The sequence below is a fragment of the Halolamina salina genome, from assembly GCF_042678005.1.
GTDB lineage: Archaea > Halobacteriota > Halobacteria > Halobacteriales > Haloferacaceae > Halolamina > Halolamina salina.
The window spans coordinates 1-15,606 of the sequence record NZ_JBHUDH010000051.1 but is presented as its reverse complement, the minus strand read 5'-3'; the positions used below and the strand labels follow the sequence as shown (position 1 = coordinate 15,606).

Here is a 15,606-nt window from a genome sequence, read left to right as displayed (position 1 = left end):
GGCGGCGGCGTCGAGGGCGGCGTTGTCGTGCAGGCGGGCGTCGTTGCGGACCCACCAGAGGGCCGTCTCCATGCCGGCCGTGGGGTCGGCGGCCGCTTTGCAGTTCGGGTAGCGGGCCGCCGGGGCGAGCCGAGAGGCCTATCCACCTCCGCCGCCCAGCCCCGGTATGGGTCTCGACGACCTCCCGGAGTCCTGGACGGTCTGGACCGAGCAGCGGGACGGCCGGGTCATCCTCGCCTACCGTCCGGACGTGTTCGACGCCGACGCGTTCCCGGCGCCGTGTCTGCCGACGATCTACGTCACCAACGGCTCGCGGGCGGACCGCCCCGGCGCGGGCCAGTACGCTACCGAGGAGTGGCACGCGACGCTGTTCGCGGAGCCGGAGATCGAACTGACGAACGAGACGCGGGAGAGCCGGGCGGCGGCCGTCGATGCCGCGGTCGACGTGGCCGAGCGGTTCGCGAACGGCGAGATCGACTACCGCGCGGCGTACCAGCAGCCCCGGGAGGCGTACCTCGCGGAGTTGGACGAGCGCACCGGGCGAGCGGACTGAAACCGGATCGGGGGGCCGGGCGAGAGCCTTAACCCCGCCGCGGAGCTACGTCCGCCCATGACCACCGTTACGCTCGTCGGCGCCCGGCTCGCCGAACCGGGACAGGAGTTCGTTTATCAGGGGGAGGCCTCGGGCTGTGAGGGCTGTCCCTACCGGAGCCAGTGTCTCAACATCGAGGCCGGCACCCGCTACGAGGTCGTCGACGTGCGGGAGAACACGCAGGTGCTCGATTGTGCGGTCCACGACGAGGGCGTCCGGGCGGTCGAGGTCGAGCCTACCTCGGTCCCCGCGAACGTCCCCTCGAAGTCCGCGTACTCGGGGAGCAAGGCGAAGCTGGCGGGGGAGTGCCCCCACTCGGAGTGTCCCTCGCACCCGTTGTGTGTGCCGCTGGGGGCTGATTTCGACGAGGAGTACCAGATCGAGGCGGTCGAGGGCGAGCCGCCCCACGAGACGTGTCAGTTGGATCGTGATCTGACGCAGGTGGAGTTGGCGCCGTCTGAGTAGTTCTACGGTTTCTGCGGCGGTTCTGTCGTTGCCGATGCTCCCTCCTGTGAGGTCGTTTGGGACGGTTCGCGTACCGCGTATTTCGCTGTTTCTACCGTGAACACGACCGCGGAGTGAGCATGACCACTTGCGACCGCGCCGCACAGCCCTCGAACCTCCCCAGCCGACTCGCTCGCATACGCTCGCTCGTCCCTCGCGCGCTCGTTCGCGCCGTCGCGTTCACGTCGCGTGCCACCGGCGGCAGCGGTGGCGGTGGACGCCTCGCCGGCGCCAATGTCGGCGCCGGCGGGGGGAGGGGTGGGGACTCGGTGCTGCGCCGGACCTCGTGTCCGGCGCACTGCGGTCGCAAGTGGTCAAGCATCGAGCTGCTGTCGCTGTCGCGGTTACTTCTTCACTCAACAACGACCGAGATTCCACCGTAGCGACTGACGAGGGCCCCGAAAACGTAGACTGCCGACTTACTCCAGCACCACGAGCACGTCGCCCATATCGACGCTCTCGCCCTCCTCGACCAGCACCTGCGACACCGTGCCGCCGCGCTCGGCGTCGATGTCGTTCTCCATCTTCATCGCTTCGAGCACCGCGACGGTGTCGCCCGGCGCGACCTCGTCGCCGACCTCCACGTCGACCGACAGCACCGTCCCCTGCATGTCGACGGCGACGGACTCGCCGCCCTCGGGGACGTCGGGCGTCTCGCCGCCGCTGGAACCGCCGTCGTCGCTGCTGCCGCCGCTGCTGCCGCCGGCGCCAGAGGGACGACTCCCACCGCCGCTACTGCTCGTCTCGGGCGTCGGGATCGCGGGCGCGCCCTCCTCCTCGAGGTTCACCTCGAAGCGCTTGCCGTTGACCTCGACGGTGAACTCCCGCGTGGTGGTCTCGCTCTCCTCGCCCTCGTCGCCGGTGGACTCGGTGCCCCACTTCTCGACGGCCTCCTCGATGCGGGCGTGGTCGAGTTCGTTGTCAAGGTACTTCGTGGTGTGTGTACCGTTGACGAACGCCTCGTCGTCGAGCATCAGCCGGTGGAACGGGCCGATGGTGGTCACGCCCTCGATGTCGTACTCGCCGAACGCCCGCTTCGAGCGCGCGATGCACTCCTCGCGGTCGCTCGCGTGGACGATCAGCTTCGCGATCATCGAGTCGTAGTCGGTCACCAGCTCGTCGCCCTCCGAGAGCGCGTCGTCGACGCGGACGCCGATGCCGTCCGGCGTGTCGTACGTCTCGAGGGTGCCGCCGCTTGCGGGCTGGAACTCCTCGTCGGCGTGCTCGGCGTTGATCCGGAACTCGATCGCGTGGCCCGAGAGGTCCACGTCCTCCTGCTCGAAGGTGAGTTCCTCGCCGGCGGCGACCCGGAGCTGCCACTTCACGATGTCGATGCCCGTCAGCTCCTCGGTGACGGTGTGCTCGACCTGAATCCGGGTGTTGACCTCGAGGAAGTAGAAGTTCGCGTCCGGGCCGAGCAGCTCACCGCTCTCGGCGTCGCGGTCCTCCTCCTCGACGAGGAACTCGAACGTCCCGGCGTTGTAGTAGCCGGCGGCGTCGGCGCCGCGGCGGGCGGCCGCGCCGATCTCCTCGCGAAGCTCCTCGGTCAGTGCGGGGCTCGGCCCCTCCTCGATCACCTTCTGGTGGCGGCGCTGGAGCGAGCAGTCACGCTCGCCGAGGTGGCGCACGTTGCCGTGCTCGTCGGCGAGGATCTGCACCTCGATGTGCCGGGGGTTCTCGAGGTAGCGCTCGAGATAGACGTTGGCGTTGTCGAAGTACGCCTCGCCCTCGCGTTTGGCGCTCTCGAACTGGTCCTCGGCCTCCTCCGGCCCCTCGACGATCTTCATCCCGCGGCCGCCGCCGCCACCCTCGGCCTTGATCGCGACGGGGTAGCCGTGCTCCTCGCCGAACGCCTTGACCTCCTCGGCGCTCTCGGCAGGCTCGGTCGTCCCGGGGACGATCGGCACGTCGGCCTTCCGCATCGTCTGGCGGGCCTTGGTCTTCTCCCCGAGCTGCTCCATCGCGTCCGCCGCGGGGCCGACCCACGTGATGTCGTCGTGGGCCTCGACCTTGCCGGCGAACTCGGCGTTCTCCGCGAGGAAGCCGTAGCCGGGGTGGATCGCGTCGGCGCCGGCCTTCTCCGCGGCCTCGATCACGGCCTCGTGGTCGAGGTAGGAGTCGGCCGCGCGGGCGGGGCCGACGTTGTACGCCTCGTCGGCGTGGCGGACGTGGCCGCCGTGTTTGTCGGCCTCGGAGTACACCGCGACGGTGTCGACGCCCAGTTCCTCGCAGGCGCGCATGACTCGGACCGCGATCTCACCGCGGTTCGCGACGAGCACCTTGTCGAACATTCTTGGAGGGGGTTCTCGCAGGTCCGACGTGATTCTGTCGGTCCGGACCGAGCGTCAGTGGTCGTGCCCGTCGGCGCCGCCTTCCCCGTGTTCGTGCTTCTCGTCGCCGTGTTCGTCCTCCCCGTCGGCGTGTTCGTGCCCGTCGCCGTCGTGTTCGTGGGTGCCACCCTCCTCGTCCCGGCTCGCCAGCCCCGCGAGGTGGCCGGCGGTCGAGACGATCAGCTCCGCGCCCAGCGCGGCGGCGTTCTCGCTCCCGGGCAGGCAGAACACGGGGACGCCGTCGGCGACGCCGGCGGTCGCCCGCGTCGCGACGACCATCGTGCCGATCTCCTCGTAGGAGCGCCGCCGGAACAGCTCGCCGAACCCCGGCAGCTCCTTCGCGAGCAGCGGTTCGACGGCCTCGACGGTCACGTCGTCGGGCGTGACGCCGGTGCCGCCGGTCGTGACCACGGCGTCGGTGTCGTCGCGGCCGGCGAACCGCTCGACGGTGGCCTGCACTTTGTCGTAGTCGTCCGGCACCAGATCGCGGGTCGTGATCCCGTGGCCGGCGCTCTCTAAGGCGTCGGCGATCTGGTCGCCGGCGGGGTCCTCGTCGAGGCTGCGCGAGGAGGAGACGGTGAGCACCGCGACGCCGAGGTGGTCGCGGTCGTGGTGGTGGTGGTCGTCGGTTCCCGGATCGTCGTGGGCGTGTCCGTGATCGTCGCTCATGGCTGGGCCTCCGACCGGGGGACACAAAACTCCGGGCGCTCGCGGTTCGCCGTGGTCCCCCTCGTCCGGCGCGCCGGCCGCCGGATACGTACCGACGCGTCGCTCCGGAACAATGAGCAAACGGCTTAATACGTCTCCCCCAACGTCGCGTCTGAGAGATTCATGATCGCCGCCAGCCTCGTGATGATCGCCGGTCTGGGGATCGTCGCGTTCCTGTCACAGGCGTACGGCTACCGGCTGGGCGGCGTGATGGTGGTCCCGCTGCTCGTCATCTACACGCTCCGGGAGCCGCTCTCGCCCGTCATCTTCGTGAGCGGCACCGCCGCCGCGTGGTGTGCCCTCTGGGCGCTCAGGGAGTACACGCTCAACTACGGCCGGCGGCTCTTCCTCGCCGCCGTCGGCGTGGGCGCGATCGCGACGGTCGCGGTCGGCTTCGTCGTCTCCCAACTCCTCCCGGCGCGGCTCCCCTTCGAGAACGCCGAGGTGATCGCCAGCATCTTCCCCGGCGTTACCGCGTACAACCTGATGCGGCTCGCACCCGAGAACCGCCGGGCCGACCTCCTCGCGATGGCCGGCTGCTACGCCGGCCTCGTGGCCGTCGGGGCGCTCTCGCTGGTGATCCTCGCGCGCGTCGGGTCGCCGACGCCGCCCGTGCTGGCGTTGCCGACCAGCGACTTCGTCGACTGGATCGGGATCGACTCCCGCGGGACGGCCCACCCCCCGGTCACCCCGAATTGGCTCTCGGTCTCGCTGCTGCTCGTCGACGTCGCGATCTACGAGGGGTTCCGGAAGCGGTACGACCACCGCCTCGCGGGAATCATCATCGTCCCGCTGTTGGCCGTGTTCAGCGTCCGGTACGGCCCCGCGATCGCCGTGTACGTGATCGGGGCGACCGCGGTGTTCTTCCTCCTCTCCTACGTCCACTGGGTGACGCTGCTGTACGGGCGGGTGCTCCTCGCGCTCTCGCTCGCGCTGGGCGTCCTCTACGTCCTGGTGATCGGCGTGCTCCGGCCCGTCTCCGCCCCGGGGATCACGCTGTTCTTCGTCGGCCTGTTCGTCGGTATCGGCGCGTACAACCTCCACCGGGTCACGCCGGCGAACCGCCGCGCGCACATCCGGATCTCCGCCGCCCTGTTCGCGATGTTCTACGCCACCATCTACGTCCTCGTCGACGTCCCCCCGAGCGGGCTGATCTCCGACCATCCCGTCCCGTACGCCCTCGTCGGGATCGTCGTCGTCGGCCTCGCCGCCGTCGAACTCCGCCGGCTCGAGGCGTCGATCCCCGACGCGGCGGCGTTCGCCCGCGAGTCGGTGTTCGCGAACGTCTCGGTCGACGGCGCCGACATCGACGACTCCCCGCTGGTCGCGGAGACGGAGGAAGAGCGATGACCGGGAGCGGCCTCCTCTCGCGGCTTCGACGATCGGTCGGCGACTCGATCCGGTCCGTCCGACACGTCGCGGACCGCGGACGGTCACACTACGAGCGGGTCGAACGGACGCCGATCCGGGTGACCGTCTCCGGCGTCCGAGGGAAGTCGACGGTCGTCCGCTGGCTCAACGAGGTGCTCGTCGATCGCGGGTTCGAGACGTACGCCAAGGTCACGGGCGATCGATCGTTCTCCTACCGCAACCGCGAGAAGCACGAGATCCCCCGGAGCGGGCCGACCCGGCTGTACGAGAACGAACGGGAACTCCGGAAGTACGCCCCCGTCGACGCGGTCGTCGCGGAGAATCAGGGGATCCGCGAGTACACGACGCGGCTCGCGAACGAGCTGTTCGACCCGCAGGTCGTCGTCATTCTCAACGTCCGGCGGGACCACCAGTCGACGCTCGGCGCGGAGCTCACCGACATCGCCCGCGTGTTCACCCGCACGGTCCCGGAGGACGCCCACGTGATCAGCGCCGACCGCAACGACGCCATCAACGACTACCTCCGGCGGGAGTTCGAGAAGACGGGGAACGCGTTCACCGTCGCCGAGCCGCGACCCGACTCCCCCTTCGAGGACGTGTTCGGCGCGCGGTCGGCGTTCGCCGTCGACGAGGTGCTGCGCAGCCTCGGCCTCGACCCGCTGCCGCCGGCCCGGATCGAGTCCTACGTCGAGAATCTCCGTTCGGAGTGGGGGTGGCGGCGGCTGGCGGGCGGTGGACTCGTCGCGAACGGGGCGATGATGAACGATATCGAGTCGACCGAACTCCTCCGGCAGTTCCTCGTCGAGCGCCTCGAGGAGCCAACGATCACGCCGTTCGTCTACACGCGCCGGGATCGGGCCGGCCGGACCGTGGCGTTCGTCCACTACCTCACGTGGCTCGCCGAGCACGACCTCGTCGGTCGCGTCCACGTGGCAGGCTCGCACGCCCGACTGCTGGAGCGGCGCGTCGACGCCGAGTTTGTCCACCACGACGAGTCCATGCCGGCGGATCGCGTGCTCGATCGATGCCTCGACGACGGCTACCCGGTGTTCCTGATGGGGAACACCGTCGCGACGTTCATGCGGGAACTCACCGGAGCGATCGACCGGCGCGCGGTCGAGTGAGCGACCCGCCGCCCCGACCAATTATGGCGTCCGGCCGTCAACGCTCCGGCCATGAAGTCGGTCCAGTTCCACGGCCACGGCGGCCACGACGTGATCCAGTACGACGAAATCCCCGATCCGACCCCCGGCCCCGACGAGGTCAAAATCGACGTGAAGGCCGCGGCGCTGAACCACCTCGACGTGTGGACCCGGCGGGGGATGCCCGGTATCGATCTGTCGATGCCCCACACGCCCGGCAGCGACGCGGCGGGCGTCGTCGTCGAGGTTGGGGAGAACGTCGAGCGGTTCGAGCAGAACGACCGCGTGGCGGTGTCGGCGGGCGTCGCCTGCGGTCGCTGTGAGTTCTGCCGCGACGGCGAGGAGTCGATGTGCGTGCGCTACCAGATCATCGGCGAGCACCGCCCCGGGGTCCACGCGGAGTACGCCACCGTCCCGGCGGACAACCTCGTTCCGGTCCCGGAGGGCGTCGACTGGGAAGTCGCCGGCTCCGCGTCGCTGGTGTTCCAGACCGCGTGGCGGATGCTCGTCACCCGCGCCGACCTCTCGCCGACCGACTCGGTGCTCGTGCTCGGCGCCTCCGGCGGCGTGGGCCACGCGGCGGTCCAGATCGCCGACCACGTCGCCGACGAGGTGTACGCGACCGCCTCCACCGAGGAGAAACTGGGCTACGCGGCGGACTGCGGCGCCGACCACGTCATCGACTACACCGAGACGAACTATGCCGACCGGATCCGCGACCTCACGGGCAAGCGCGGCGTCGACGTGGTGGTCGATCACGTCGCCGGCGAGTCGTGGTCCGACTCGCTGGCCTCGCTCGCGAAGGGCGGAAAGCTGGTGACCTGCGGCGCCACCGCCGGCGGGCAGCCTCACACCGACGTGAACCGCATCTTCTGGAACCAGCTCTCCGTGCTCGGCTCGACGATGGCCACCCCCGGCGAGGCCGACGACGCCCTCTCACTCGTCTGGGATGGGACGTTCGAGCCGCGGATCCGGGAGGTGGTCCCGATGTCCGAGGCCGCCCGCGGCCACGAGATGCTGGAGAACCGGGAGGGCTTTGGGAAGGTGGTGCTAAAGCCCGACAGTGAGCTCTGAGGACGACGGCTACACCCACACGGCCGGCAGCGTCGAGGGCGAGTCGGACGGCGACGGCGGCGGCCCCAGCGGCACGCTGCTCGTCGTCGTGGTCGCGCTGGCGACGCTGGTGATCCCGGGGATAATCTACCTGTACCCGACGCTGTTGGCGGATCACGTGCCGTTCATGGTGGCGATGCTGGCGCTGCCGTTCATTCCGGCGCTGCTGTTGGGTGTTGTCGGGGTTTGGGCGATGAAGGAGTAGATTCGGGCGTTTTTCGTCGGTTTTCGGGGTCGCTCAGGTCGTCGGCTACTGGACCAGTGACTACGACGGTGACAGCAACCGCGACGGCGACCGAAACCGCGACGGCAACAGCAGTTCGTTCGTAGACCACTTGTAACCGCGAAGTCCCGGGCACGAGGCCCGGCACAGCACGGAGTCCCCACCCCTCCCCCCGCGCCGGCGACGAATCGCCGGCGCGAGGCGTCCACCGCGACCGCGGCCGGTGGTGGCGCGCGACGTGAGCGCCTCCGTGCGCGAACGAGCGCGCGAGGGATGAGCGACCGGACGAAGTGAGGGAGCGAATCGGCTGGGGAGGTGTGTGGGCTGTGCGGCGCGGCCGCGGTCACAAGGTGCCAACGATCGAACTGCGGTTGCTGTTCGCGGTCGCTGTCCGGCGATTACTAATCGAGACGCCGTTCGCAGTCGCTGTCCGTTGTCCCCCAAAGAAGCGGCCGCCGACCACTACTTATCGCTCGAAGCCGACCTCGCCGTCGGAAACAGTCTCGCCCTCCTGATCCCGGCGCATCGCGATCTCGAACCACGGACAGAGCCGCAGTTGGCGGTACCACTCGGGATGCTCGTACAGCAGGTCGTAGTCCGCCCAGAGCAGCCCTTCGATCTCCTCGGTGTCCGGATCGAGCGTGGTGTCGGTCAGCGTCACCTGCAGCACGGCACAGACCTCCCACTCCAGCCCCTCGCGCTCGTAGCGGCGCTTGTACTCGAAGCGGTCGGTCACTTCGAGGTCGTCGTACTGGTCCGGCGTGACGCCGAGTTCCTCCTCCAGTCGCTGCTTCGTGGCCTCGATCTGGCTCTGTCCCTCGACGGGATGGGAGGCGACCGTCCCGTCCCAGTGGGTGTCCCAGAGGCGCTTGTTCGCGGCGCGCTGGGCGAGCAGAATCCGGCCCTCCTCGTCGAACACCAGCGCGGTGAAGGCGCGGTGGCGCTGCCCCTCGCCGGTGTGGGCGTCCAGACGGTTGGCGAGTCCGGTCGGCTCGTCGTCGCCGTCGACGGCGACCACGTCCTGCGCTGCGTTGGGGTGGGGTTCGGTACCCCCGCCCGCGTCGGCGTTCTCGGTGCTCATACGGGGGTCATTGGCCACCGGGGGTAAGGTCGCTTCGATGCTCGGCGGCGCGGACCGCGGTCGGCGTGCTCAGGCGTCGATGCCCAGCTCCTCCAGCAGCGTCAGCCCGGCCTCGTGGGAGGAGCCGGGGCCGCGAGCCGTCACCAGATCGCCGTCGACGGTGACGGACGTGTCGGCGTCGAGTTCGGCGTCCCAGTTCGCGCCGACAGTCTTCACTTCGTCCTCGACCCAGTAGGGGAGCTTCCGCCCCTCGAACAGGTCGCGCTCGTCGACGATCCCCTCCTCCCACGCGTTCGGGAAGCCGGTCACGTCCCGGCCGGCGGCGAGGAACTCGCCGTCGCTGTCGCGGGTGAACGCGAGGATCCCGACCGCGTGGCAGACGACCAGCGCGGTGCCGTACTCGCCCTCGAAGGCGTGGCGCAGCGCGGCGCGGGCGTGCTTGTCCTGATTGATGTCCCACATGGTGCCGTGGCCGCCGGGGAGCACCACCGCGTCGTAGCCCGCCGGCTCGGCGTCGGCCACCGCGAGCGGGTCGTTGAGCCGCTCGTCGGTCTCGTGGATCTCGCGGAGACGGTCTGCCTCCTCCTCGCCGATGTCCTCGGGGTCGAGCGAGCGCTCGTCGACGACCGGCGGCTCGCCCGTCGGCGTCGCGACGGTCACGTCGACGCCGGCGTCGTCCAGTGTGGTGAGCGGGTCGATACACTCCTCGGCCCAGTAGCCTTCCTCGCTGACGATGAATAGCGCGTCGGTCATGCACTCGACAGTCGGGGACTGCGAGGGAAAAGCGCTCCCGCCGTGGCACGCGATCCGCCCGCCGGAGGGCTTTAGGTGCCGAGCCGTTCGTCGAGGATCAGCCGGGTGGTGCTCTCCTCGACCTCCTCCTGCTCGCGGGCCCGCGAGATGAGTTCGTTCACCGCGCGGGTGTCCACGCAGTCGACGACCAGCACGATGTCGTCCTCGCCGGAGACCTGCCAGACGAAGTCCACCTCGTCCCACTCCGCCAGCCGCTTGCCCACTTCGTCGGTGTTCACGTCCATCGCGACCGAGATCTCGATCATCGCCTTCACGTTCCCGGTCCGGGTGGTCACGGTGAACCGTTCGATCACGCCCTCCTCGACCATCCCCTCCACGCGGTTCCGGACCGTCCCCTCGCTGGTCCCCACCCGTTCGGCGATCTCGGTGTAGGGCGTCCGGGCGTCCCGCCGGAGGATGTTCAGGATCTCCCGATCGAGTTCGTCCATACAGTTCCCTGGGGCGCCTCCGTCATACCGATTACGAATTTCGTAGGAAAACTTCGAACGACACAGTTATACGGAACGATGAGTACGTATCTCGTAATGAGTGCGTACATCGCGCTGGCCGACGGTCGTGTCGTGGAGGGACGCTCGCGTGCCCCCGGCACGGGCCGGGGCGAGCTGGTGTTCACGACCGCCTACACCGGCTACGAGGAGAGCCTGACCGACCCCTCCTACGCCGAGCAGGCGCTGACGTTCTCCTACCCGCTGATCGGGAACTACGGCGTCCGGGAGGAGCGCTTCGAGTCCGACTCGGTCCAGCCCCGAGTCGCCGTCGCACACGAGTTCACCGACGACGTGGCCGACTGGCTCGAACGCGAGGGGATCCCCGCGATCGACGCGGTGGACACGCGGGATCTGGTCACCTCGATCCGCGAGCAGGGGGCGATGCGGTGTGGCGTCGCCGCCGGTCCCGACGCGACGCCCGAACAGGCCAAAGCACAGTTGGAGCAGTGCGTCGAGATGAGCGAGCACACCGACATCGGCGCACAGGTCAGCGTCGACGAACCGCAGGTGTACGAGGGCAACGGACTCACCGTCGCGCTGCTGGACTGCGGCGCGAAGCAGTCGATCGTCGACTCCCTCACCGCCCGCGACGCCGAGGTGCACGTCCTGCCCTACGACTCGACGCCGGAGGAGGTGGCCGCAGTCGAGCCGGATCTGGTGTTCGTCTCGAACGGCCCGGGCGACCCGGCGAACTTCGAGGCCGCCGGCGAGGTCGTCGACGAGTTCGCGGGCGAGCTCCCGATCGCGGGCATCTGTCTGGGCCAGCAGGTCGTCGCCCGCTCGCTGGGCGGCGAGACCGAGAAGATGGAGTTCGGCCACCGCGGCCTGAACCAGCCGGTGCGCGACCTCGAGACGGACCGCGTGATCATGACGACCCAGAATCACGGCTACAGCGTCGCCGACCCCGGCGAGCTCGCGGTCACGCAGGTCAACGTCAACGACGGCACCGCCGAGGGGCTGGAGGGCGTCGGGATCGACGTGATTACGCGCCAGTACCACCCCGAGGCCAACCCCGGTCCCCACGACTCGCTGGACTTCTTCGACGACGTGCTCGAGATGGCCGAGAACCACGCGCCCGCGGTCGCCTCCGACTGAGCGGTCGGGAGCACCGCACTGATTCCGTCCTCGGCAGGACGACTCGGTAAAACGTTCTTCAGGATACGCTTTAGTCGCTCTCGCCCCCAGCCGTGGGTATGGCTGCCACAGTCCCCGACGGCTACGTCGCGGTCGCCGACGAATCGACGCTGCGGGAGGAAGGTCGGACCGTCGCGAGCGCCGACGGCACTCCCGTCGTCGTGTTCCACCACGAGGGCGAGTTCCGCGCGGTCAACAACCGTTGTCCCCACATGGGCTTTCCCCTCTCGGAGGGGAGCGTCGACGAGGGCGTGCTTACCTGCGAGTGGCACCACGCCCGTTTCGAACTCTCCTGTGGCGACACGTTCGACCCGTGGGCCGACGACGTGGAGAGCTACCCCGTCGAGGTCGTCGACGGTACCGTCTACGTCGACCCCGACCCGCAGCGCGACGAACCGCCGGCGGTCCACTGGGCCGAGCGACTGGAGGACGGGCTGGAGCAGAACCTCAGACTCGTACTCGCGAAATCCGCGATCGGGCTGCTCCGAGCCGACGTGAACCCCGTCGAGCCGTTCGAGACGGCGACCGTCTTCGGCACCAAGTACCGCGAGGGCGGCTGGAGCTCCGGGCTGACGATCCTGACCGCCCTGATGAACCGACTGCCCGACCTCGACGAGGCGGATCGGGAGCGCGCGCTCTACCAGGGGCTCGTGCAGGTCGCGAGCGACTGCGCCGACCAGCCGCCGAAGTTCGATCAGGAGGCGTTCGAGGCGACGGACGTGCCGTTCTCGCGGCTGAAGGCGTGGTTCCGGGAGAACGTCGAGGTGCGGGACGCCGACGGCGCCGAGCGCGTGCTGCGGACCGCCGTCGCCGCCGACTGCACGCCCGAACAGCTGACCGAGATGCTCACGGCGGCGGCGACCGATCACCGCTACCTCGACACCGGCCACCGGTTCGACCACCTGAACAAGGCGACGGAGGCGCTGGACCACGTGGGCTGGGACCATCCCGAGACGGCGGACGTGCTGGCGTCGCTGGTGCGCGGGCTCGCGACCGCGGAACGCAGCGAGGAGCTTTCCTCGTGGCGCCAGCCCGACGATCTCGCGGGCCGCAGTGCCGAGTCGTTTGAGCGACTGGACGAGATGGTTGCCGAGGGTGAAGGGAAAAGCTGGACCGAACCCGACGACTTCACCGACCGCCTTCACAGCGAGGAGCCGGAGGCGGTGTACGAAGCGCTGGACGACGCGATCCGCGGGGGGGCGACCGTCGAGGAGTTGGCCCGCGCGGTCGCGTTCGCGGCGGGCAAGCGCGTCGCGCAGTTCTCGACGGCCAACGAGTTCAACGACTGGAACACGGTCCACCACACGTTCACCTACGCGAACGCGGTCCACCGCGCGGCCCAGCGCGCGCCCACGACCGAACTCTACCGCGGGGTGTACGACGCGGCGACGAACGTCTACCTCGATCGCTTCCTCAACACGCCGCCAGCGCCCGAACCGTCGGTCGACGAGAGCGCTGATCCCGACGAAGAGCTTCAGGAACTCCTGCACTGCTTCGAGATGGAGGGCGAGGTGAACGCCGCCGGCACGCACGCGGCGAACTTCCTCGACGCCGGCGGCGATCCCGAGCGCCTGAAGGCCGAACTCGGCGGCGCGCTGCTCCGGGAGGATACGGGCTTTCACACGTTCCAGGCGTTGGAGGCCGGACTCCGGCAGTTCGACCTCCGGGACGATCCCGACGAGCGGCGGGTGCTCGCGACGGCGGTCGCGCGCTACCTCGCGGCGCACTACCCGACCCGGCGGGAGCGCGAGCAGACGTACTCCATCGCGTCGCGGCTCCACCGCGGCGAGCGGATTCACGAGGAGAGCGGGGCGGAGGGGGCCGCGGACGACTGAGTGCCGCCGGCGGGCCGCCCCACCTGTTTCGGCCCACACAAGGCTTTTCACCGCCGTTCGCGTCTATTACGTATGAGCTACGACGCGGTCGTGTTCGACAACGACGGCGTTCTGGTGGACACCACCGACTACGACGTGCTGCAGGAGGCCGCCTGGCGTGCGTTCGAGGAGGCCGGGGTCGACGACCCCGATCCCGAGCACGTCGAGGAGGTCGTCGTCGGTGTGACGCCGGAGTCGCTGTCGGAAGTCTGCGAGCGGTACGGTCTCTCTGTCGAGGAGTTCTGGCGGGTGCGGGATCGTGCGTCCCACGAGGCACAGCGCGAGCACGTCCACGCCGGCGGGAAGCAGCTGTTCGACGACGTGTCGACGCTGTCGGATCTCGATCTCCCGATGGGCGTGGTGAGTTCGAACCAACAGGAGACGGTTGATTTCCTGCTCGAGCACTACGGCGTCTCGGGGCTGTTCGACACCGCCTACGGCCGGCAGCCGACGATCTCGGACCTGCGCCGGAAGAAGCCCGACCCGCACTTCCTCGAGAAAGCACTCGCGGATCTGGACGCCGAGGACGCGCTGTACGTCGGCGACCGGGAGAGCGACATTACCGCGGCGGTCAACGCCGGCGTCGAGTCGGCGTTCATCCGTCGCCCCCACCGCCGTCACCACGAGCTATCGGTCCAGCCCGATCACGTGGTCGACGATCTGCACGACGTGCGGGCGCTCTGTCGGTAGTTCTTCTCGGACGTTCGGTTTGCCGCGAGCGTCGACGGAGGAGCGGCTGCTGTGGGTCTGGCGGATAGTCGTGATGGGGCACGAGCCGTTGGGTGCGGGAACAGCGACCGTGACTGCGTTCGAGACGGGAACAGCGACCGCGACAGCATCTCGTTCGTAGACCACTTGCGACCGCACTGCGCCGCAGCCTCAGACCTCCCCAGCCGACTCGCTCCGTTCGCTCGCTCGTCCCTCGCGCTCGCTCGCGCACAGCGGCGCGAGCGCTTTCGCGCCGACAGCAACCGCGGTGCGGTAGCGGTGGACGCGAGGGCTCGCCACCTGTCGGCGAGCCCGTGGGGAGGATGAGGGGAAGACCATCGCGGTGCTGTGCGGCCGCGGTTGCGGTACAAGTGGCCAAGCATCGAGATGCTGTTGCCGTCGCGGTAGCCAACTACCGTCGCTGCCACAGCAACCACGTACCGTCAAGCACCTACGAACCACTCATCCACTAAATCGGCGGAAGCATTAGACCCGTACAGCCCCAACACCACCCATGAGCGAGTCCGACGCGAAAGCCGAGAAGTCCGACGCCGAATGGCGCGAGGAACTCACCGACGAGGAGTACGAGATCCTCCGCGAGCGCGGCACCGAGGCGCGCTTCAGCGGCGAACACGTCGACCGCGACGACGACGGCGTCTACCGCTGCAAAGGCTGTGGCGAGATCCTCTTCGACTCCGAGACGAAGTTCGACGCCGGCTGCGGCTGGCCCAGCTTCTACGCCGCCGAGAACGACGCCGTCGAGACCCGCGAGGACCGTCGCCACGGGATGACCCGCACCGAGGTCGTCTGCGCCACCTGTGAGGGCCACCTCGGCCACGTGTTCAGCGACGGTCCCGAGCCGACCGGGAAGCGGTTCTGCATCAACTCGGTCGCGCTGGAGTTCGAGGACGGACAGTAGGGCCACGGGAAGCTATTTTTACGACCCTCCCGTCGGCCGCAGTTATGAGCTCCGACCAGCGAACGGCAGCCCCTGCGCCCCTCGACACGCTGTGCCGGCGCGCGGTCGCCGTCGAACTGGGGATCGTCGTCACGCTGTTGCTCGGTTTCGCCGCCGGGACGGTGCTCCTCGACGACGCCCTCGACCCGTACTTCCTCGACAGCGACACGTCGCTGCTGCTCGTCCGGAGCGCACTCGTCCTCCTCTGGATGGGCGTGCTCGCGGCGTCGTACGCGGCGTGGCGGGGGCAGTCGCTCCCGGTGTCGATACCCGACCGCGAGGAGGCACGGGTCGTCGGCGCCGCCGTGGCCGGGACGGTGCTCCTCGCCACGCTCCCCTTCGCCCTCCTCGCGCTCCGGACGGGCACGGGGATCGACCACGTCGCGTCGACGCTCGCCGACCCGGGCAGCGTCTTCACCGTCCGCACGCTCGCCCGGATCGCGCTGTTCGTGGCGGGGATGGCGCTGCTCTACCACGGGCTGATTCAGGGCGCGCTCCGGTACGCGCTCGGCGGCGAGCGCGCCCTCGCGGCCGTCGGGACGACGCTACTGGGCGGCTATCTGGCGG

At 69.4% G+C, this 15,606-nt stretch carries 16 protein-coding genes; 11 read left to right on the top strand and 5 right to left on the bottom strand.

All coding sequences use genetic code 11. The features are described 5' to 3' along the window. Positions 1–166 precede the first annotated feature (166 nt). Both ACFR9S_RS06210 and ACFR9S_RS06205 read left to right on the top strand, forming a co-directional pair. Entirely contained in the window at positions 167–553 is a 387-nt protein-coding gene (locus tag ACFR9S_RS06210; protein ID WP_379732895.1) for a DUF5820 family protein, read from the top strand. Between the two features lie 57 nt (positions 554–610). Next, a complete protein-coding gene (locus ACFR9S_RS06205; RefSeq protein WP_379732897.1) occupies positions 611–1,057 on the top strand; it encodes a UPF0179 family protein in 447 nt (148 codons plus the stop codon). A gap of 458 nt (positions 1,058–1,515) precedes the next feature. On the opposite strand, the gene ACFR9S_RS06200 is transcribed toward ACFR9S_RS06205, so the two are convergent. Further along, positions 1,516–3,387: an acetyl-CoA carboxylase biotin carboxylase subunit gene (locus ACFR9S_RS06200; RefSeq protein WP_379732505.1), complete on the bottom strand. Its 1,872-nt coding sequence runs from the start codon at positions 3,385–3,387 to the stop codon at positions 1,516–1,518. A 54-nt stretch (positions 3,388–3,441) separates the two neighbouring features. After that, positions 3,442–4,095: a MogA/MoaB family molybdenum cofactor biosynthesis protein gene (locus ACFR9S_RS06195; protein ID WP_379818282.1), complete on the bottom strand. Its 654-nt coding sequence runs from the start codon at positions 4,093–4,095 to the stop codon at positions 3,442–3,444. A 162-nt stretch (positions 4,096–4,257) separates the two neighbouring features. On the opposite strand from ACFR9S_RS06195, the gene ACFR9S_RS06190 reads away from it, so the two are divergent. The 4 genes from ACFR9S_RS06190 to ACFR9S_RS06175 are packed head-to-tail and all read left to right on the top strand — an operon-like array spanning position 4,258 to position 7,965. Further along, on the top strand, positions 4,258–5,484 hold the full coding sequence (locus ACFR9S_RS06190) for a poly-gamma-glutamate biosynthesis protein PgsC/CapC (protein ID WP_379730672.1): 1,227 nt from the start codon (positions 4,258–4,260) through the stop codon (positions 5,482–5,484). Next, positions 5,481–6,629 (top strand): capsule biosynthesis protein CapB, encoded by a 1,149-nt coding sequence (locus ACFR9S_RS06185; protein WP_379730671.1) that lies wholly within the window; start codon positions 5,481–5,483, stop codon positions 6,627–6,629. Before ACFR9S_RS06190 ends, ACFR9S_RS06185 begins: the two co-directional genes overlap by 4 nt. 51 nt (positions 6,630–6,680) lie before the next feature. After that, on the top strand, positions 6,681–7,721 hold the full coding sequence (locus ACFR9S_RS06180) for a zinc-binding dehydrogenase (protein WP_379730670.1): 1,041 nt from the start codon (positions 6,681–6,683) through the stop codon (positions 7,719–7,721). Next, positions 7,711–7,965 carry a hypothetical protein gene (locus ACFR9S_RS06175; protein WP_379730669.1) on the top strand — a complete coding sequence of 85 codons (255 nt, stop codon included), beginning with the start codon at positions 7,711–7,713 and terminating at the stop codon, positions 7,963–7,965. Before ACFR9S_RS06180 ends, ACFR9S_RS06175 begins: the two co-directional genes overlap by 11 nt. Before the next feature lie 484 nt (positions 7,966–8,449). Here ACFR9S_RS06175 and ACFR9S_RS06170 read toward each other — a convergent pair whose 3' ends face one another. The 3 genes from ACFR9S_RS06170 to ACFR9S_RS06160 form a co-directional block, all read right to left on the bottom strand. After that, complete coding sequence (locus tag ACFR9S_RS06170) at positions 8,450–9,064, bottom strand: NUDIX hydrolase (protein ID WP_379732889.1); 615 nt, start codon at positions 9,062–9,064, stop codon at positions 8,450–8,452. A gap of 69 nt (positions 9,065–9,133) precedes the next feature. Further along, entirely contained in the window at positions 9,134–9,817 is a 684-nt protein-coding gene (locus ACFR9S_RS06165; RefSeq protein WP_379818281.1) for a type 1 glutamine amidotransferase domain-containing protein, read from the bottom strand. 71 nt (positions 9,818–9,888) lie between these two features. Further along, positions 9,889–10,305 carry an Lrp/AsnC family transcriptional regulator gene (locus tag ACFR9S_RS06160; protein WP_379731639.1) on the bottom strand — a complete coding sequence of 139 codons (417 nt, stop codon included), beginning with the start codon at positions 10,303–10,305 and terminating at the stop codon, positions 9,889–9,891. A gap of 96 nt (positions 10,306–10,401) precedes the next feature. On the opposite strand from ACFR9S_RS06160, the gene carA reads away from it, so the two are divergent. From carA to ACFR9S_RS06135, 5 genes are all read left to right on the top strand, one after another. After that, entirely contained in the window at positions 10,402–11,460 is a 1,059-nt protein-coding gene (carA, locus tag ACFR9S_RS06155; protein WP_379731638.1) for a glutamine-hydrolyzing carbamoyl-phosphate synthase small subunit, read from the top strand. Between the two features lie 98 nt (positions 11,461–11,558). Then, positions 11,559–13,334, top strand: a complete 1,776-nt coding sequence (locus ACFR9S_RS06150) for a Rieske (2Fe-2S) protein (RefSeq protein ID WP_379731637.1) — start codon at positions 11,559–11,561, stop codon at positions 13,332–13,334. A gap of 72 nt (positions 13,335–13,406) precedes the next feature. After that, entirely contained in the window at positions 13,407–14,063 is a 657-nt protein-coding gene (locus tag ACFR9S_RS06145) for an HAD family hydrolase (protein ID WP_379731636.1), read from the top strand. 532 nt (positions 14,064–14,595) lie between these two features. Then, the gene (gene msrB / locus ACFR9S_RS06140; protein WP_379731635.1) at positions 14,596–15,000 is read left to right on the top strand and encodes a peptide-methionine (R)-S-oxide reductase MsrB; all 405 of its coding nucleotides are present in this window, start codon (positions 14,596–14,598) and stop codon (positions 14,998–15,000) included. Between the two features lie 44 nt (positions 15,001–15,044). Continuing rightward, positions 15,045–15,606, top strand: a 562-nt coding sequence (locus ACFR9S_RS06135; RefSeq protein ID WP_379818280.1) for a hypothetical protein, incomplete at its 3' end; no start/stop codon positions are given.

What these genes read in the sequence shown, in the direction of transcription:
- ACFR9S_RS06210 (WP_379732895.1), top strand. Translation starts at nt 167, where the DNA reads ATGGGTCTCGACGACCTCCCGGAGTCCTGGACGGTCTGGACCGAGCAG.
- ACFR9S_RS06205 (WP_379732897.1), top strand. Translation starts at nt 611, where the DNA reads ATGACCACCGTTACGCTCGTCGGCGCCCGGCTCGCCGAACCGGGACAG.
- ACFR9S_RS06200 (WP_379732505.1), bottom strand. Translation starts at nt 3,387, where the DNA reads ATGTTCGACAAGGTGCTCGTCGCGAACCGCGGTGAGATCGCGGTCCGA.
- ACFR9S_RS06195 (WP_379818282.1), bottom strand. Translation starts at nt 4,095, where the DNA reads ATGAGCGACGATCACGGACACGCCCACGACGATCCGGGAACCGACGAC.
- ACFR9S_RS06190 (WP_379730672.1), top strand. Translation starts at nt 4,258, where the DNA reads ATGATCGCCGCCAGCCTCGTGATGATCGCCGGTCTGGGGATCGTCGCG.
- ACFR9S_RS06185 (WP_379730671.1), top strand. Translation starts at nt 5,481, where the DNA reads ATGACCGGGAGCGGCCTCCTCTCGCGGCTTCGACGATCGGTCGGCGAC.
- ACFR9S_RS06180 (WP_379730670.1), top strand. Translation starts at nt 6,681, where the DNA reads ATGAAGTCGGTCCAGTTCCACGGCCACGGCGGCCACGACGTGATCCAG.
- ACFR9S_RS06170 (WP_379732889.1), bottom strand. Translation starts at nt 9,064, where the DNA reads ATGAGCACCGAGAACGCCGACGCGGGCGGGGGTACCGAACCCCACCCC.
- ACFR9S_RS06165 (WP_379818281.1), bottom strand. Translation starts at nt 9,817, where the DNA reads ATGACCGACGCGCTATTCATCGTCAGCGAGGAAGGCTACTGGGCCGAG.
- ACFR9S_RS06160 (WP_379731639.1), bottom strand. Translation starts at nt 10,305, where the DNA reads ATGGACGAACTCGATCGGGAGATCCTGAACATCCTCCGGCGGGACGCC.
- carA (WP_379731638.1), top strand. Translation starts at nt 10,402, where the DNA reads ATGAGTGCGTACATCGCGCTGGCCGACGGTCGTGTCGTGGAGGGACGC.
- ACFR9S_RS06150 (WP_379731637.1), top strand. Translation starts at nt 11,559, where the DNA reads ATGGCTGCCACAGTCCCCGACGGCTACGTCGCGGTCGCCGACGAATCG.
- ACFR9S_RS06145 (WP_379731636.1), top strand. Translation starts at nt 13,407, where the DNA reads ATGAGCTACGACGCGGTCGTGTTCGACAACGACGGCGTTCTGGTGGAC.
- msrB (WP_379731635.1), top strand. Translation starts at nt 14,596, where the DNA reads ATGAGCGAGTCCGACGCGAAAGCCGAGAAGTCCGACGCCGAATGGCGC.